Here is an 18,182-nt window from a genome sequence, read left to right on the forward strand (position 1 = left end):
GTGAGCTTGTGCCTGTTTATAAGTGAATTCGCCTTTTTCTACACGCTCAACCACACCCAATTTAAAAGCTAAGGTGTAATCACGCTGTGTGCGCTTAGGTCTTTGATTACTTGAAGTTGTCATAAAGAAGTCCTCTTTATGTCAACGTATTTTAGGACGGGACAAAGAAATACTAAAAAGGCCCTTTGAAAAAAGGGCCTTTTCGCTGGTTATACTTTGTGTTCTACAGCGGCATCTGATTGATGAAAACGTCTTTAAAGAATTTTGGTAAGTTCAAACTAAACTCTTCGGGGCGAACTCCTGACACAATCTCATCGTCGTACTGACTTAAATCAACGCGTTTCACTTCATTGAAATGCTGCGACGTCACGCTGTAAAAGGTCATAACGTGAGGGCTTACGGGGTCTTTTGGGTTGATTTTGCTAACAATACCTAATTTACCGCTCTTTAACCTCACCAAGGAGCCAACAGGGTGCACGCCAATACACTGGATAAATTGTTTTACCAATTCTTGGTCTAAGTTCTCTGTCGCAGTTAGTCGCTTTAGCGCTTGAGTAGGCGTGATACTGTTTTTGTGAGTACGGTTAGATGTCAAGGCATCGTAAGCATCCACAATGGCAGCAATACGCGCGAACTCTGAGATTTCGTCACCAACCAATCCTCTCGGGTAGCCGCTTCCATCAACGCGCTCGTGGTGCTCTTCAATGATGCGTAGCGATAGGTCAGAAATATCGCCACACTGTTCAACTAGGTTTGCACCAATTTCAACGTGGGTTTTCATCACTTCCCAATCATCACTGGAAAATTCCCCTGTGTTATTGCGAATTTCATCTGGCAGCAAAGACATGCCGATATCCATTAATAGGGCACCTAAACTCACTTGCTCTGTGGTATCTCTGTCATAGCCAAGAAACTCACAGAAAATGCCGCTTAGTACACTGCAATTAATACTGTGCTCAAGAAGGTACTGGTCGGTATCCTTGATCATAGTCAGGCAGCTCAGCGCATCTTTATTATCAAATATACTTTCGATCAGGCTTTGCGACAGCGACTCCAAGGGAGACAAATCTTTTACCGTCCCATTTTTAAGTGACTTTAAAAAGCCGCTTTGAATGGCAATTGCGCTGCTGTAAAGCTCGTTGGCTTCGTTAATTGAATCACGACCCACTGACCTAACAACCGGTTTAGTCACTACAGGCTCTTTTTCTTTAGCTGGCTCGGGTGGCACAGCTGGCTCGGGCAGCTTAGATTTCGCAAGATCTACTTCGACGCTTAAAATACCTTTCGATTTTAGACTATCAATAATGGCTTGGGTTTTCACAATGCCTTTAGAGCGCATTTTAAGTGAACCTGTTTGTTCAAGTACTTGATTGACGTACATTCCTGGCTGCAAATCATCAATGGGTACCTGTTCTAGCATTATCTCTCCTGTGAGGCACAACGTTGCCATAGCCTTCAATTACAATAGAAACGAATAGTACGATATTTCAGTGAAAAAAGTGAGGAGTTTACTAGTCTTTATTATAGCTAGAGTCGGCGAATGTAGGATTAACGAATTCGTGAGAAAACCTGTGACGTGTAAATGTGCCGAGAAGTTGCTTATAGTTCAAATCAGGTGAACTGATATTCTCCATGCGGTTTGGTACTAGGCGTCTTGATACGAAGTTAAGGTGAAGGCATAGATGAGAGAAATGAACAGGGTGCCATCTCGCGACAGCACCCATGTGTCATGCTAGGGCGTTGTTAAGCGCTAAAGCCCCACGCTTTCACAACCACGCGGGCTGTTTATCTTCGAAGGCTTCTATAGCACTAGTGAGTTCAAGCGTTTGACCGATAGCATCTAAGCCTTTAATAAGGTTGTTTTTGTGATGCTCAGCAATATCGAAGCTGAAGCTTGTATCGTTAAAACTTACTGTTTGCGCTGGAAGATCAACGGTGATCTTAGTTGCTGGGTCTGCCTTCACTGCAGCAAACAAAGCGTCCATTTGCTCGCTTGATAATGCCACAGGCACTAGCTGATTATTAATGCAGTTGCCGTAAAAAATATCAGCAAAGCTGGTGGCAATAACCGTTTTAAATCCAAAGTCGGCAAGTGCCCACGGCGCGTGTTCTCGGCTTGATCCACAACCAAAGTTTTCGCGAGCTAGCAACAAACTCGCACCTTTGTGCTCAGGCTTATTCAGCGCGAACGCTGGGTTTGGCTCTTTCTCTTCTAAATCCAAATAACGCCAGTCGTGAAACAAATGTTTGCCGTAGCCAGCACGCGTTACGCCAGTTAGAAACTGCTTTGGAATAATTTGGTCGGTATCGACATTGGCCTGATCAAGCGGCGCAGCAATGCCTGTGTGTTGTGTAAAACCTTGTTCAGACATAACTTACTCCTGATAATCTCTAACGTCAGCAAAGCGACCGGTAATTGCAGCAGCGGCAGCCATTGCTGGGCTTACTAAGTGAGTGCGCGCACCACGGCCTTGACGGCCTTCAAAGTTACGGTTACTGGTAGAGGCACATCTATCGCCTGCCACTAGCTTGTCGTCATTCATACCAAGGCACATAGAGCAACCTGGCAACCGCCACTCAAAGCCAGCATCGATAAAGATTTTATCTAAGCCTTCTGCTTCAGCTTGGCGTTTAACGTTACCTGACCCTGGAACGACAATCGCAGTCACTGAATCGGCGACTTTACCGCGCTTGGCGATTTGTGCCGCTGCGCGCATATCTTCAATACGACCGTTGGTACATGAGCCGATAAATACGTGGTTTACTGCAACGTCAGCAAGCTTTTCACCGGGTTTTAATCCCATATACTCTAGTGCTTTTACCGCGCTTTCTTTTTCAATCGGGTCGCTGAAATCTTCAGGAGCAGGTACCGGTGTGTTTACGCCAATAACCTGGCCTGGGTTGGTGCCCCACGTAACCTGAGGAGCGATATCTGCCGCTTCAAGTTCAACCACAGTGTCAAAGGTTGCGCCCTCTTCGGTATAAAGGGTTTTCCAATAAGAGACAGCGTCTTCCCAGTCCTGGCCTTTGGGTGCGTATTCACGGCCTTCAAGGTAGGCGAAGGTTTTCTCGTCTGGTGCAACAAGGCCAGCTTTCGCGCCAGCTTCAATACTCATGTTACACACCGTCATGCGCTCTTCCATGCTCAAACCGCGGATAGCTTCACCTGCGTATTCGATAACATGGCCAGTAGCGCCAGCGTGGCCAATTTTGCCGATGATGGCAAGAATAATGTCTTTTGCGGTAATACCGACAGGAAGCTTGCCATTTACGTTGATAAGCATGCTTTTCGCTCGGCTTTGTTTTAACGTTTGTGTGGCCAATACATGCTCTACCTGAGAGGTACCAATACCAAACGCTAGCGCACCAAATGCACCGTGGGTTGCAGTGTGTGAGTCACCACACACCACCGTCATACCAGGCTGAATTAGACCTAATTCAGGGCCCATAACGTGCACAATACCTTGCTTTTGGTGACCCACTGGAAATAGCTGAATGCCGTGTTCTTCACAGTTTTTTGCCAAGGTTTGTAGCTGAAGCGCATTCGCCGGACCACAGGCATCAATTGCCAGTGAACGGGTTGAAATGCTGTGATCCATAGTACCAACCGTGCGATCAGGGCGTCGTACTTTACGGCCTTTTTCATTAAGGCCAGCGAATGCCTGAGGTGACGTTACTTCATGAATTAAGTGACGGTCGATATAAATTAAGCTGTCTTCACCGATTTGGTCAATAATGTGGGCTTGCCACACTTTGTCATATAAGGTCTTGGCCATGAGGTTGTTTTACTCCTGCGCCATTAATTGTTTAACGATTTCATCGCCTACTTGCGACGTGCTTGCCGCTTGGCTGCGTTTGTCAGAAGGAAGTAACTCGCCTGTAAGTACACCTGCTTCTAGCGTTGCCACTACGGCCTTTTCAATTGCGTCGGCAGCATCATTCAAGTTCATGCTGAAACGCAGCATCATGGCGGCCGATAAAATTTGTGCGATAGGGTTAGCAATGCCTTGGCCTGCAATATCTGGAGCCGAACCGCCTGCTGGCTCATAAAGGCCGAAGCCTTCCTCGTTCATGCTTGCCGATGGCAACAAGCCCATAGAGCCCGTCATCATAGCGCATTCATCAGAAACGATATCGCCAAAAAGGTTTGAACACAGCATTACATCGAACTGCGCTGGGTTCTTCATTATTTGCATAGTGGCGTTGTCGATGTAGATATGGTCTAGCTCTACATCTGGATAGTCTTTTGCGACTTCTTCAGCAATTTCACGCCATAAGCGGCTGGTTACTAGTACGTTGGCTTTGTCCACCGACGTCACTTTGCCGCGACGCTTCTGTGCTGCTTCAAACGCTGCAATAGCAATACGGCGAATTTCACGTTTGCTATAGCGCATGGTGTCATACGCGAACTCTTCTTCGCCTTCACCTTCTCGGCCCTTAGGCTGACCAAAGTAAATACCGCTGGTTAGCTCACGCACAACTAAAACGTCTACGCCTGATTTAGCAATGTCTTCACGAAGGGGAGACAGACTTTCAAGGCCCGGATAAATGCGAGCTGGGCGCAAGTTGCTGAACAGGTCAAAATGACTGCGAAGGGTAAGTAGTGCGGCACGCTCAGGACGTTGCTCTAACGGCAAGGTGTCCCATTTAGGGCCGCCAATACTGCCAAACAAGATCGCATCGGCTTGCTCACAGCCCAAAAGCGTTTTTGAGGGTAGCGCCTCGCCTTCAGTATCAATGGCGTAGCCACCTACAGGATATGCAGTACGGTTGAGGGTGACGTTAAACTTCTTTTCAACAGCATCTAAAACCTTATTGGCTTCCTGCATAACTTCTGGGCCGATACCGTCTCCGGCTAATACGGCAATTGAATACTGGCTCATTTATACTCCTGCAACGCGTTCTTGTTGATTTTTTTGCTGATCAATTTGATCGGCTAAATATGTGTTGTTTAACACAAAGATAAGGGCTTTAACGCCGGCTTCCACAATATCTGTAGCCAAGCCGATTCCATGGAAACGACGGCCTTTATATGTAGCGATAACGCTCACTTGCGCCAAAGCGTCGGCACCTTCACCTTTTGAATCTAGTTTAAAGTCGACAACTTCTAGATCTTCGTGACCTAGTATAGACATGATGGCCTTATAAGCCGCATCTACCGGGCCGTTTCCAATGCTAGACTGGGTAATTTCTTCAGTGCCCACTTTCATTTTAACGGTGGCGCTTGGAATAATTTCACGCCCTGAATTCGCTTGAAGATAAAGCAACTGGAAGTGTGCTTGGTCGTGCTTTTGCTTATCGAAGAACAACAAGGCTTCAAGGTCGTAATCGTATACTTGGCCTTTTTTATCCGCTAACTTTAAGAATGCGTCATACACCGCTTCTAAGTCATAGTCTTCGGTTTTATAGCCAAGTTCGGTTAAGCGATGCTTAATCACATGACGGCCAGAACGTGACGTTAAGTTTAGGTTGTTCTTATTAATACCCACACTTTCTGGAGTCATAATTTCATAGGTATTTTGCGCTTTTAAGACACCGTCTTGGTGAATACCAGATGAATGGCTAAACGCATTCGCGCCAACTATGGCCTTGTTTGATTGAACTGGCATGTTACAAAGCTGGCTGACTAGCTTAGATGTGCGCGATATTTCGGTAGAATTAATGTTAGTTTCAAAGCCCAACATGTTCTTACGGGTTTGCAAGATCATAGCAATTTCTTCAAGTGAAGCATTACCAGCACGCTCGCCAATACCGTTTATCGTACATTCAACCTGTCTGGCACCTTGCTCAACAGCTGCTAATGAATTTGCTACCGCTAAGCCCAAGTCGTTGTGACAATGTACAGAAATGGTTGCTTTATCGATATTTGGAACGCGATTAAACAATTGCTGAATAATACCGCCAAACTCTGTAGGTGTTGTGTAGCCTACGGTGTCCGGAATATTTACCGTGGTCGCGCCAGCGCTAATCGCTGATTCAACCATTCGGCATAGGTAATCAATATGGGTACGCCCCGCATCTTCACAGGAAAACTCTACATCGTCAGTATACTTACGTGCATGTTTCACCGCGGCTACGGCCATATCTACAATTTCATCTTGTGATTTGCGAAGCTTCGCACCTACGTGAATCTCTGACGTTGCGATGAAGGTGTGAATTCTGAATTGCTCAGCAACGCTTAATGCTTGTCCGCATGCATCAATATCACCCGGCAATGCGCGAGATAGGCCACAAACGATAGAGTTCTTAACTTCTTTGGCAATCATTTGTACAGAGCGAAAATCACCGGGTGAAGAGACAGGAAAGCCTGCCTCAATGATGTCAACGCCTAACCGTTCGAGCGCCAGGGCGATCTGCAGTTTCTCTTTGGCACTTAGACTTGCAGGTAAGGCCTGCTCGCCGTCTCGCAATGTGGTATCAAAGATCTTCACTTGATTTGTCATGACGCTCTCTCAGTTGAATAGTTAAAAAAAAACCCGTGCTTGGCACGGGTTTTTGTGAAATTAAATCGCTGGTCGCAATCTACCCGTGCAGTCTGGCTGCCATAAGGAGTAGAGATAGAAGAAGGAAACGAATACGCATTTGTTGTTGTTTCTTTGCTGACCAAGTTGATAGCGACAATGTACCCATGTGGCATGAAGAGGTCAACCATTGTTTACAATAATGAGTATATTTTTCGTGTATAAATACTTCCTTTTAATTATTTAGGATATGTGTCCTAACGATCTCGGTCTGAGAGCAACGAAACCAGTAGCTACAACCATTTATGAGGGGGGGAATTTACTATAGATGATGTAGGTTAGGATGTTTGTACTAAATTTGGCTGTAGAGATGCAAAAGATATTGTGGTTTTTTATGCGGGCATACTGGGTTTTTATTCTTTCCGAGGCTTTGTTACCTATTAAGCAGCGTAAAGTTCTTCCAGTTGATTTGAGTAGATAAGCGCATTTCGCGAAGGGATAAGGCACGTGGTGAACGCTTGGATTTAAAGCTCCATGCGTGGCCACAGCATGCAGCGGTCATTATCGCCTTTGAAGGCCGCAGCAGTATTTTGTTTTGAACTGAAAGTGCCGTGGCCGCTTCCATTTCATCGCGTAGTGGGGTTGAAGAAATGCACTCCCCTGTATTAGCAAACCATCCATTTTTGTTCAGATGGAGCTGGGTATTGTCTTGGTTTACCATGTCAATGGAATCAAGCTCAATGTGAGAGCCTTCCATATTTAAAATTAAAACAGGTACAACAAGACCATACCTAGCGTTTTTTCTATACCACGCTTCTCGCTTTTCTACATCGTCTAAATGATTAATGCCGGGGCACTTTGCAGATTGCTTGGCATACCAACTTCCATTATGGGTATCTGTTTTTAGCGGGGATGGATTGTTTGCGATGCCATTACTAATCATATATCGAGCAATAGCTTTCACGTGATAAGGAAGCCCGCCCATTCGACGCTTAATCAGCGATAGGTTTTTTATCTCGCTATGAGCTAGAGAGACGATTTCTCTTTCATACAGAGCGGTACATATTTCATTGAATTGAGGGTGGCTTCCGCCGAGTTCACCAGCTTCACTGAAAAAGCCAACTTGGGAGTTGGGTATAGAGTGGGAAAGTTTGTCGCTTGAAGCCATCGGGATTATCAAATACCTGTCTAAAGTCTTTTAACCCTAGCAAGATTAGGCGCTTGTTGCTACATGGTTTCATTAAACAAGGCGAAAAATAGACATAAAAAAGCCGCTATGTAAAGCGGCTTTTCATCATTGTCTCAAGCTTAAATTATTGACCTTTAATTTCGCTGCGGCCTTTGTAAGTTGCAGCGTCACCTAGTGCTTCTTCGATACGAAGTAATTGGTTGTACTTAGCAACGCGGTCAGAACGGCATAGTGAACCCGTCTTGATTTGGCCCGCCGCTGTACCTACTGCTAGGTCGGCAATAGTGGCGTCTTCAGTTTCACCAGAACGGTGAGAGATAACTGCTGTAAAGCCCGCATCTTTTGCCATTTTAATAGCGTTAAGGGTTTCAGTTAGTGAACCGATTTGGTTGAACTTGATAAGGATTGAGTTACCAATACCGTTATCAATACCGCGCTTAAGAATTTTAGTGTTAGTTACAAACAAGTCGTCACCAACTAGCTGTACTTTGTCGCCAATCTTCTTAGTTAGGCTTGCCCAGCCGTCCCAGTCGCTTTCGTCCAGGCCGTCTTCAATAGATACAATTGGGTATTGTGAAGAAAGGTCAGCAAGGTAATCGCCAAACGCTTCTGAATCGAAGCTCTTGTCTTCACCAGATAGTACGTATTTGCCTTCTTTATAGAATTCAGACGCCGCGCAGTCTAGTGCAAGGGTGATGTCTTCATCCATTTTATAGCCAGCGTTTTCAACGGCTTCTACGATTACTGCAAGCGCTTCAGCGTTTGAGCTAAGGTTAGGTGCAAAACCACCTTCGTCGCCAACTGCCGTGTTAAGGCCTTTAGCAGAAAGTACTTTCTTAAGTGCGTGGAAGATTTCAGCACCCATACGTAGTGCTTCTTTAAAGCTCTTCGCGCCAACAGGCTGTACCATGAACTCTTGAATGTCTACGTTGTTGTCAGCGTGCTCACCACCGTTGATGATGTTCATCATAGGTACTGGCATAGAGTATTGGCCAGATGTACCGTTTAGGTCTGCAATGTGCTCGTAAAGCGCTACGCCTTTTTCCGCTGCAGCCGCTTTAGCTACAGCAAGAGAAACTGCAAGAATTGCGTTCGCACCAAGGGTTTCTTTGTTTTCTGTGCCATCAAGGTCAATCATGATGCAGTCGATATCAGCTTGCGCTAGTGCGTCTTTGCCGATAAGCGCTGGCGCGATGGTATCGTTAACTGCTGCAACTGCCTTTGTTACACCTTTACCTAGGTAACGAGACTTGTCGCCGTCGCGTAGCTCTAGTGCTTCGCGGCTACCAGTAGAGGCACCAGACGGTGCTGCAGCACGGCCCATTACGCCTGATTCTAAGTATACATCTGCTTCTACGGTAGGGTTTCCGCGTGAATCTAAGATTTCGCGTCCAATAATGCGACTAATTTTCGCCATGTTTTTTCCTCAACAATTGAATGGGGTGCAACGGGAGAGAGCACCCCTTTTATTAGAAATTAGTGATTTTCTTTCTGGTATTTTCCTGCCGCAGCAACGAAACCAGTGAATAATGGGTGTCCATCCCGAGGAGTTGATGTGAACTCAGGGTGGAATTGGCCCGCAATGAACCAAGGATGATCAGGGATTTCCACCACTTCTACAAGTCGCTTGTCAGTGGACAAACCACTTACTTTCAATCCCGCAGCTTCAATTTGGTCGCGCAGGTTATTGTTCACTTCATATCGGTGACGGTGACGCTCATAAATTTCGGCATTACCATACATCTCATGAACTTTTGTACCTTCAATAAGGTGACATAGCTGACTACCTAAGCGCATAGTACCACCAAGATCTGAGTTTTCAGTGCGAGTTTCAGTTGTACCAGCTGCGTCTAACCACTCAGTGATTAGGCCCACAACAGGATAAGGCGTTTCAGGGTCGAACTCTGTGCTGTTCGCATTTTCCATACCTGCAACATTGCGCGCGTACTCGATAAGTGCTACCTGCATACCTAAGCAAATGCCAAGGTAAGGGACTTTGTTTTCACGAGCATAACGCGCAGCAGCAATTTTGCCTTCTATACCGCGCTCACCAAAGCCACCAGGTACTAAGATAGCATCAAGTTGTTCTAGAATTTGGGTACCTTTGCTTTCCACGTCTTGTGAGTCAATGTGGTGGATGTTCACAGTTAGACGGTTTTTAAGGCCAGCATGCTTAAGCGCTTCGTTAACAGACTTATAAGCGTCAGGTAATTCAACATACTTGCCTACCATGCCAATGTTAACTTCTGCAGTAGGGTTTGACTCTGCGTAAAGTACTTGTTCCCACTCAGATAAGTCGGCTTCTTCACACTCAAGACCGAAGCGGTCTACAACTAGCTGATCCATGCCTTGTGCTTTAAGTGCAGCAGGGATGCGGTAAATGCTGTCTACGTCTTTCAAAGAAATAACGGCTTTGTCAGCAACGTTTGTGAATAGGGCGATTTTCGAGCGCTCACTGGCCGGCAATGCACCTACTGAACGACAAACGAGAATATCTGGCTGAATACCAATAGAGCGAAGCTCTTTTACCGAGTGCTGCGTAGGCTTAGTTTTTACTTCACCTGATGCTGGCATATAAGGTACTAGCGTTAAGTGCATGAACATAGCGCGTTCACGACCTACTTCGGTACCTAGCTGACGAATTGCTTCCAAGAAAGGTTGTGACTCGATGTCACCTACGGTTCCGCCCACTTCAACAATAGCTACATCATGACCTTCAGCACCTTCAATTACGCGGCGCTTAATTTCATTGGTGATATGAGGGATAACCTGAATTGTTGCACCAAGGTAATCACCGCGACGCTCGCGCTTTAATACTTCTTCATATACACGGCCGGTAGTGAAGTTGTTGCGCTTGGTCATGCGGGTGCGAATAAAACGCTCATAGTGACCAAGATCAAGGTCGGTCTCAGCGCCGTCATCGGTAACAAATACTTCACCATGCTGGATAGGGCTCATAGTGCCTGGGTCGACATTGATGTAAGGGTCGAGTTTTAACATGGTTACGGTGAGACCGCGAGCTTCCAGAATTGCGGCCAACGATGCTGCAGCAATACCTTTACCTAGCGATGAAACTACACCACCGGTGACGAAAATATAATTTGTCATGCGAAACCTAGAACGTTTGGGTTGTATGGTAAATATAGGCTGAGTTTAGAACAAAACCAGCTACACTTTGGACGGGGCGATAGTATACGCAAATTCATGTGGGCAGACAATCAATTTGCCCACATGATGCGCAATTTATACGCGCTTAAGCTTGCTTTAAGACTGGCTCAGGCGCTTAAGTGTGTAGATAAGGTCTAGCGCTTGGCGCGGTGATAGCTCATCGGGTGACAAGTTTTCAAGGGCTTCTACTACCGGGTGCGGCTTATCAGGGAACAGCATTTCAGCTTGGCCTTTGGTATTTGATGTAGCTTTACCTGATGCGCTTGTTTTATTTGCACCTTTTACCGAGCTCTTCGCTACAAAAGCCTCGTCGTTGGCGTTCTCTGGTTCATCTTCCGTGCTGGTCATAAGGTGTGATGATTCCAACACCGCAAGCTTCTGTTGCGCCGCTTTTATTACCGCCTTAGGTACGCCTGCAAGTTGGGCAACTTGTAAACCAAAGCTTTTGCTCGCCGCGCCTTCTGATACGGTATGCATGAAGCGTATGGTATCTTCAAACTCCATCGCGTCTAAGTGCACATTCACTACGCCACTTTGGGTTTCTGGAAGTTCAGTTAGTTCAAAGTAATGCGTGGCAAAAAGCGTATAAGCATTCAGCTGCTTTGCTAAATAACTTGCGCATGCCCACGCCAGTGACAATCCGTCATAGGTACTGGTACCACGACCAATTTCATCCATTAATACCAGTGAGTTTTCTGTGGCATTGTTGAGAATGTTCGCCGTTTCTGTCATCTCAACCATAAAGGTAGAGCGACCTGAGGCTAAGTCATCTGATGCACCAATACGGGTAAATATACGGTCAAGTTTTCCTATGTGGGCGTTTTCAGCAGGTACAAAGCTACCAATACAGGCTAGTAACGCAATCAGCGCTGTTTGGCGCATGTAAGTTGATTTACCGCCCATGTTCGGGCCAGTAATAATCAGCATGCGGCGCTCGGTATCTAGCTGAAGCGGGTTGGCAATGAAGGGGTCTTTCATCACGTTCTCAACCACAGGGTGGCGACCGGCATCATAAGTAAGCGCACATTCTTGACTCAAATGAGGTCGATACCAATCAAGGGAGACTGCGCGTTCGGCAAGACAGCACAGCACGTCTAATTTGGCTAGCGCCGCGGCGGTTTCAATTAAGTTGTTTAAGTGCGGCGCAAAGTTGTCAAACAAGGCTTCATAAAGCTGCTTTTCAAGAGCAAGCGCAGCGCCCTGACTGCTTAGCACTTTATCTTCGTGCTCTTTAAGTTCTGGCGTTATATAACGTTCAGTGTTTTTAAGGGTTTGTCTTCGAATATATTCAGCGGGCGCCAATGCACTGTTCGCCCGGCTAATTTCAATAAAGAACCCGTGAACTTTGTTATAGCCCACTTTTAGCGTAGAAATGCCGGTGCGCTCGCGTTCACGCTGTTCCATAGCGTCTAAGTAGTCGGTAGCTCCTTGTGATAGCTTGCGCAATTCATCAAGTTCGGCGTTGTAGCCCTCGGCAATCACGCCGCCATCCCGTATTACCACTGGCGGGTTATCGATAATGGCATCATTTAACAGAGCTTGAAGCTCAGGGTAAGTGCCAATGGTTTCGCTGATACTTCTGATTTGGCCTGTGTCGAATCGCGCTAGGGCATCTTGTAAATCAGGCAGCGCATTAAACGCATTTTTTAGGCGAGCAAAGTCCCGTGGCCTGGCTGAACGAAGGGCTAAGCGCGCCATAATACGTTCTATATCACCAATGTGCTTTAACGCGGTGCGAATATCTTCAGGGTCATCATTAATAAACGTTTCAACAGCATCTAAACGGCTGTGCAGCTCATGCTGGTCGGTTAAAGGCGAGTGAATAACCCGCTGTAGCATACGACTACCCATGGCCGTAGTGGTGGTATCCATCACGCTAAACAGCGTATTTTCCTGTCCGCCCGACAAATTATGGGTAAGTTCTAGGTTTCTGCGGGTGGCAGCATCAAGCTGAACGCGGCTGTCTTGCTGTTCGGTCTGAATGCGGCGAATGTGAGGCAGAGCAGTGCGCTGGGTATCTTTTACATATTGTAAAACGCAGCCCGCTGCGCCTAAGCCTTTTGTGACGCCTTTTATTCCAAAGCCATCTAATGTTTTGGTTTCAAACTGTGCGTTTAATTGCTCTGTGGCGGTATCAATGTCGAATTCCCATTCAGGACGGCGTCTAAGTCCTTTGCGGTTTTCAACCAATGCTAAGCTTTCAAATCCTTCAGGATAGAGCAGTTCAGCTGGGTTAATGCGCTGAATTTCAGCAAGTAGGCTTTCATCGCTGTCACATTCAAACACAACAAAACGACCACTTGTAACATCTAGGGTTGCCAGCCCATAGTGCATACTGTGACCACAAACGGCGGCCAGAATATTGTCGCGACGTTCTTCTAACAGCGCTTCGTCGGTGACTGTACCGGGCGTAACAATGCGTTGTACTGCGCGTTCAACAGGGCCTTTACTGGTGGCTGGGTCGCCTACCTGTTCACAAATGGCTACTGACTCGCCCATTTTCACTAAGCGTGACAGATAGCTTTCTACCACATGATAAGGCACACCAGCCATAGGAATAGGTTCACCACCAGATTTTCCTCTGGCTGTTAATGAGATATCCAGTAATTCAGCAGCTTTTTTGGCATCGTCGTAAAACAACTCATAAAAGTCGCCCATGCGATAAAACAGTAAAATATTCGGATGCTGCGCCTTAATAGTCAGGTATTGGCGCATCATAGGAGTATGTGATTCCAAAAAATGCCTCTGCGAATTTGTTGCTGGGTTTAATGCCTGTTGAGGGGAATAAATGATAAACTCACGCCCACTAAGATCAAGCGAAGATCTGATAAAGCACAACAGGTGTAATTAGGTATATCCAAATGAGCACAACATTTTCAACTGATTCGACAGCAAACGCCACCCCTTTAACGCTTGATAGCGCATTATCTGCGCAAGTTCAGGTGTTAGGCGACGCACTAAGGGAAAAAGGTTGGACTGTATCAAGCGCTGAGTCGTGTACAGGCGGAGGAGTCGCTTTTGCTTTTACCAGTGTGGCTGGCAGTTCTGATTGGTTTAACCAATCCTGGGTGACGTACTCAAACGACGCAAAGCAAAGCATACTGGGCGTAACAGAGCAGACGCTAAAAGAGTACGGCGCGGTGTCGAAGCAAACGGTAATTGAAATGGCAGACGGCGTGCGCCGTAATAGCGGAGCGCAACTTGTTGTAACGGTTAGTGGCATTGCCGGTCCTGGCGGTGGTAGCAAAGAAAAACCAGTGGGCACGGTATGGTTCGGCTTTTTATGTGGAGAACACGAAGCGCAAGTTAAACAGGTGTTTAGCGGCAATCGCGACGAAGTACGTCAACACGCTATTAGCTTTGCGATTACTCACTTAGTTAAAATGTTGAGTGAAAATTAAAAACACTGGTTGAAACTGTATGCTTGTACAGTATAGAATGTGATCATTATTTGGTAATTTCATACAAGATATGGAAAACACCAATACAGAATTTAACCGCAAATCCTAGAGGATACATACGTGGACGATAACAAATCAAAAGCTTTAACCGCCGCAGTTGGCCAAATTGAAAAGCAATTTGGTAAAGGCGCAATCATGCGCTTAGGCGATAACCAAGCCATGGATATTGAAGCGATTTCTACTGGCTCTCTTACCATTGATATCGCTCTAGGTATAGGCGGTTTGCCATGTGGACGTGTTGTTGAAATCTACGGGCCAGAATCATCAGGTAAAACCACGCTAACACTTCAAGTTATTGCTGAAGCGCAGCGCAAGGGTAAAACCTGTGCTTTCGTTGATGCTGAACACGCACTAGACCCGGTATATGCTGAAAAACTAGGCGTAAACATCGACGAACTATTGGTATCTCAGCCTGATACTGGTGAGCAAGCGCTAGAAATTTGCGACATGCTTGTACGTTCAGGTGCGGTAGATGTTGTTATTGTTGACTCGGTAGCGGCGCTTACACCTAAAGCTGAAATAGAAGGTGACATGGGTGATTCTCACGTTGGTCTGCAGGCGCGTCTAATGTCGCAAGCGTTGCGTAAGCTTACTGCAAACATCAAGCGTTCAAATACACTGTGTATCTTCATTAACCAAATTCGTATGAAGATTGGTGTAATGTTTGGTAACCCAGAAACTACAACCGGTGGTAACGCGCTTAAGTTCTACTCTTCTGTTCGTCTAGACATTCGCCGTATTGGTGCAGTGAAAGAAGGCGACGAGGTAGTTGGTAACGAAACACGCGTTAAGGTAGTGAAGAACAAAGTTGCACCTCCGTTTAAGCAAGCTGAATTTATGATCCGCTACGGCGAAGGTATCAGCAAAGAAGCTGAGCTTATCGACCTTGGTGTTAAGCAAAAGCTAGTTGATAAAGCGGGTGCTTGGTATAGCTACAAAGGCGACCGCATTGGTCAAGGTAAAGCGAACGTAATGAAGTTCTTGAAAGAGAACCCTGAGATCGCAAACGAGATTGAAACCAAGATCCGCCAAGAGCTACTGCTTTCTAAAACAATGAAAGCGGAGGAAGCGATACCTCAGCAAGAAGACGATGTGCTTCCTGAGTAAAATTAGCGCTTAACCGCATAGTAAGAACCCACCGCTTGGTGGGTTTTTTTATGGCTTCATCAAAGGGTATATTAAGAAATATTTACTAACACTTAATGCAAGGCTGAAACTTGTACAACAAATAAAAACAAGGAATGCTGTAATAAATATTTGTAAGTACAGACTACTAGGATGCAATAGCCATTACTGCCAAAGCTGGTTAGTACGCTAAAACAATTTTAAACAAATAGAACGGCATAATTTGCGGCTACAGCAAAGCAAGCCTACAACAATAATGAACGGTGCTACTGTTCACACGTGAGAAGAGGGAAGGGAAATGATTGAAATATCAGGCCTTGCTAAGCGTTTTGAGGTGGAGAACCCAAAAAAGCTTAGCGAACAGGAAAAAAAGGACCCGCGATTAAAAGGGCGCTATTTCCAGTCGGTAAGGGATGTGTCGTTTACTTGCGAAAAAGGACAGGTACTTGGGCTGTTAGGGCCAAATGGAGCTGGCAAAACAACCACACTTCGCATGCTTTCAACAGCACTAAAGCCTGATAGCGGAAAAGTTATCATTGGTGGTGAGGATGTGCTTTCTAACCCTAATATTGCCCGTAAAAAAATTGGCTTTTTATCTAGCTCAACGGGCCTTTATGGTCGTTTGAGTGGCCGAGAGAATATTAGCTACTTCGGTGCGTTGCACGGTATTCCAAAAAATGTGATTAACGCGCGTATTGAAGAGTTAGCTGATTTACTCGATATGCAAACCTTCCTTGATAGACGTGCCGAGAATTTCTCATCAGGGATGAAACAAAAAGTCTCTATTGCCCGTGCTGTTATACACGAGCCTGAACTAGTGGTACTGGATGAACCTACTACCGGCCTTGATATTATGGCAACGAGTACCGTGATGGAATTTATTCAGCGCCTTAAAGATAAAGGTACCCCGGTTATTTTCTCTACTCACCACCTTGATGAGGTGCAAACCCTTTGCGACAAGGTGACCGTGATTAACCAAGGTGAAACGGTATTTAACGATTCGCTAGCCGCCTTTAGCGCTTTGTCTGGTAATGATGGGGCTGGCGGGCAAATGCATAAGAGCTTCCTAAAAACACTATCAATGGATTCTGAGGAGATGGGTAATGTGGTTAATCTTTAAAAAGGAATTCAAAGAACTATTACGGGATAAGAAAACCATCATATTCATGATTGGTCTACCGCTTTTATTATTCCCAGCTATTTTCGGTGTCGCGTTCTTTTTCATGAGTTCAGCGGCGGATAAAGCGGAAAATAAAGTACTGAAATACGCGATAGTGGGTGAAGCTTACGCGCCAGCAATTGTTCAGTCTTTTAACGACGCATCAGATAAATTCGAATCGGTTGCGATTGGCGATGAGACTGACTACGCTAAACTCATTAAAAACGAAACATTAGATTTTGTTTTGGTTATTCCTGAAACCTTTGATAGCGATGTTTTGCGTTCAGGTCAGCATAAAATTGAGCTTTATCTCAACGATGCTGGTCTAAATAAGGTGATGGGGCGCGTATCCGACATCATTGATGAATATACCGATGCATTCCAACAAACCGCTTTTGCGCAGCTTAATCTAGATGAAACTCAGCAAGAGGCCTTGCTAAAGCCAATCAAGATAGAAAAGCAAAATGTCGCCGACGATCGCGAAGTGTGGGGTGAACGCTTAGGCGGTATGCTGCCATATTTCATCTTCATCTTGTGCCTTCAAGGCGCTATGGCCCCAGCGGCTGACTTAGGTGCCGGTGAGAAAGAGCGGGGTACATTAGAAACACTACTTATATCGCCCATGGACCGTCATAAGCTGGTACTGGGTAAATTCTTTACTATTGCTACTGCGGGGATAATTACTGCGCTTATTACCGTTTCTTCCATGGCTATATGGGGACTGGTGTTATCGCAAGGCATGGCCGTTGAGTTTGTGGTTAAGATCATGTCGATGATTGGTCTTGTGGACTTCCTGCTGATCTTTCTAATGTTGGTGCCAGTGGTGGCAGTTTTCGCCGCTATTCTACTATCACTTTCAATTTATGCTCGCTCGTTTAAAGAGGCGCAAAGCTACATGGGGTCGTTAATTATGGTGGTTATTTTCCCTGTAATTATCGCCATGATGCCTGGTGTAGAGCTTAAAGGCGGCTGGGTTTGGGTACCGCTGACTAACGTTGCCCTAGCGATGAAAGAGCTGTTCAAAGGTACCATGGACTACTTTGCACTCTTTGGCATATTTACGTCTACTGCAGTGATTGCAACCGGACTGATTTTCTTCTGTATCCATTGGTTTAATAAAGAAAAGGTTCTGTTTAGATAACAAAACAGCTTACCTGGCACCATGTGGATGTTTAGCATCTTTGTAATAAGCCTGCTAAAAGCGGGCTTATTCTTTATGGCAGCAAGGTTTTTATTAGGTGGACAATTTAACACTCGAAGTGCAGGTTCAATACGCTTTAGTTTTGTGTTTACTACACTTCAAAGTCGATACGCTTGATAATTCCCTCCCAACCAGGAGGGATTTTTCCTTGAAGGACATAAGAATAGGCCAGCAACTCGGCAATTACATAATACAGCGATTCAGGGATATCTTGCCCCACATCAAGGGTAGCAAGGACTTCGCTTAAGTATGGGTCTTCGTGAATTAATATCCCGGTTTCTTCAGCCATGGCTATGATGGCTTCCGCCAAATCTCCATAGCCTTTGACAACCACTTTCGGCGCGTTTTTCTTATCGCCGCCGTCATATTTTAGGCCGATGGCGCGTTTTGTCTTTTGCGAATCAGTCATAAACGCTTT

14 protein-coding genes and 1 pseudogene are annotated in these 18,182 nt (G+C 45.7%); 4 read left to right on the forward strand and 11 right to left on the reverse strand.

Features of this window, described 5'->3' with window-relative positions:
• The 10 genes and pseudogenes from MHM99_RS14505 to mutS form a co-directional block, all read right to left on the reverse strand.
• Window positions 1–123, reverse strand: a pseudogene (locus MHM99_RS14505) (IS3 family transposase); the annotation flags it as partial.
• A 100-nt stretch (window positions 124–223) separates the two neighbouring features.
• Window positions 224–1,420, reverse strand: coding sequence for an HD-GYP domain-containing protein (locus MHM99_RS14510; protein ID WP_239219965.1), 1,197 nt, complete (start codon window positions 1,418–1,420; stop codon window positions 224–226).
• A 346-nt stretch (window positions 1,421–1,766) separates the two neighbouring features.
• Window positions 1,767–2,372, reverse strand: a complete 606-nt coding sequence (gene leuD / locus MHM99_RS14515) for a 3-isopropylmalate dehydratase small subunit (protein ID WP_014948483.1) — start codon at window positions 2,370–2,372, stop codon at window positions 1,767–1,769.
• A gap of 3 nt (window positions 2,373–2,375) precedes the next feature.
• The gene (gene leuC / locus MHM99_RS14520) at window positions 2,376–3,776 is read right to left on the reverse strand and encodes a 3-isopropylmalate dehydratase large subunit (protein WP_239219967.1); all 1,401 of its coding nucleotides are present in this window, start codon (window positions 3,774–3,776) and stop codon (window positions 2,376–2,378) included.
• Between the two features lie 9 nt (window positions 3,777–3,785).
• Window positions 3,786–4,883 (reverse strand): 3-isopropylmalate dehydrogenase, encoded by a 1,098-nt coding sequence (gene leuB, locus MHM99_RS14525; RefSeq protein ID WP_014997513.1) that lies wholly within the window; start codon window positions 4,881–4,883, stop codon window positions 3,786–3,788.
• Entirely contained in the window at window positions 4,884–6,443 is a 1,560-nt protein-coding gene (gene leuA, locus MHM99_RS14530) for a 2-isopropylmalate synthase (protein WP_075176065.1), read from the reverse strand.
• Window positions 6,444–6,894: 451 nt separating this feature from the next.
• On the reverse strand, window positions 6,895–7,629 hold the full coding sequence (locus MHM99_RS14535) for a hypothetical protein (RefSeq protein WP_168532558.1): 735 nt from the start codon (window positions 7,627–7,629) through the stop codon (window positions 6,895–6,897).
• A gap of 145 nt (window positions 7,630–7,774) precedes the next feature.
• Window positions 7,775–9,067 carry a phosphopyruvate hydratase gene (eno, locus tag MHM99_RS14540; RefSeq protein WP_168532556.1) on the reverse strand — a complete coding sequence of 431 codons (1,293 nt, stop codon included), beginning with the start codon at window positions 9,065–9,067 and terminating at the stop codon, window positions 7,775–7,777.
• A gap of 59 nt (window positions 9,068–9,126) precedes the next feature.
• Window positions 9,127–10,758, reverse strand: a complete 1,632-nt coding sequence (locus MHM99_RS14545) for a CTP synthase (protein ID WP_239219969.1) — start codon at window positions 10,756–10,758, stop codon at window positions 9,127–9,129.
• A 156-nt stretch (window positions 10,759–10,914) separates the two neighbouring features.
• Complete coding sequence (gene mutS, locus MHM99_RS14550; protein ID WP_239220002.1) at window positions 10,915–13,536, reverse strand: DNA mismatch repair protein MutS; 2,622 nt, start codon at window positions 13,534–13,536, stop codon at window positions 10,915–10,917.
• A 143-nt stretch (window positions 13,537–13,679) separates the two neighbouring features.
• Here mutS and MHM99_RS14555 point away from each other — a divergent pair, with 143 nt between their 5' ends.
• From MHM99_RS14555 to MHM99_RS14570, 4 genes are all read left to right on the forward strand, one after another.
• The gene (locus MHM99_RS14555) at window positions 13,680–14,219 is read left to right on the forward strand and encodes a CinA family protein (RefSeq protein ID WP_039224731.1); all 540 of its coding nucleotides are present in this window, start codon (window positions 13,680–13,682) and stop codon (window positions 14,217–14,219) included.
• A 120-nt stretch (window positions 14,220–14,339) separates the two neighbouring features.
• Window positions 14,340–15,386 carry a recombinase RecA gene (gene recA, locus MHM99_RS14560; RefSeq protein WP_039223325.1) on the forward strand — a complete coding sequence of 349 codons (1,047 nt, stop codon included), beginning with the start codon at window positions 14,340–14,342 and terminating at the stop codon, window positions 15,384–15,386.
• 316 nt (window positions 15,387–15,702) lie between these two features.
• Entirely contained in the window at window positions 15,703–16,524 is an 822-nt protein-coding gene (locus MHM99_RS14565; RefSeq protein WP_239219971.1) for an ATP-binding cassette domain-containing protein, read from the forward strand.
• A complete protein-coding gene (locus MHM99_RS14570) occupies window positions 16,508–17,704 on the forward strand; it encodes an ABC transporter permease (protein WP_014997519.1) in 1,197 nt (398 codons plus the stop codon). The genes MHM99_RS14565 and MHM99_RS14570 overlap by 17 nt, the downstream gene beginning before the upstream one ends.
• A gap of 151 nt (window positions 17,705–17,855) precedes the next feature.
• Here MHM99_RS14570 and MHM99_RS14575 read toward each other — a convergent pair whose 3' ends face one another.
• Window positions 17,856–18,173, reverse strand: a complete 318-nt coding sequence (locus MHM99_RS14575) for an EscU/YscU/HrcU family type III secretion system export apparatus switch protein (protein ID WP_239219973.1) — start codon at window positions 18,171–18,173, stop codon at window positions 17,856–17,858.
• Between the last annotated feature and the right edge of the window lie 9 nt (window positions 18,174–18,182).

It is taken from the genome of Alteromonas sp. MmMcT2-2, assembly GCF_022348305.1.
Taxonomy (GTDB): domain Bacteria; phylum Pseudomonadota; class Gammaproteobacteria; order Enterobacterales; family Alteromonadaceae; genus Alteromonas; species Alteromonas macleodii.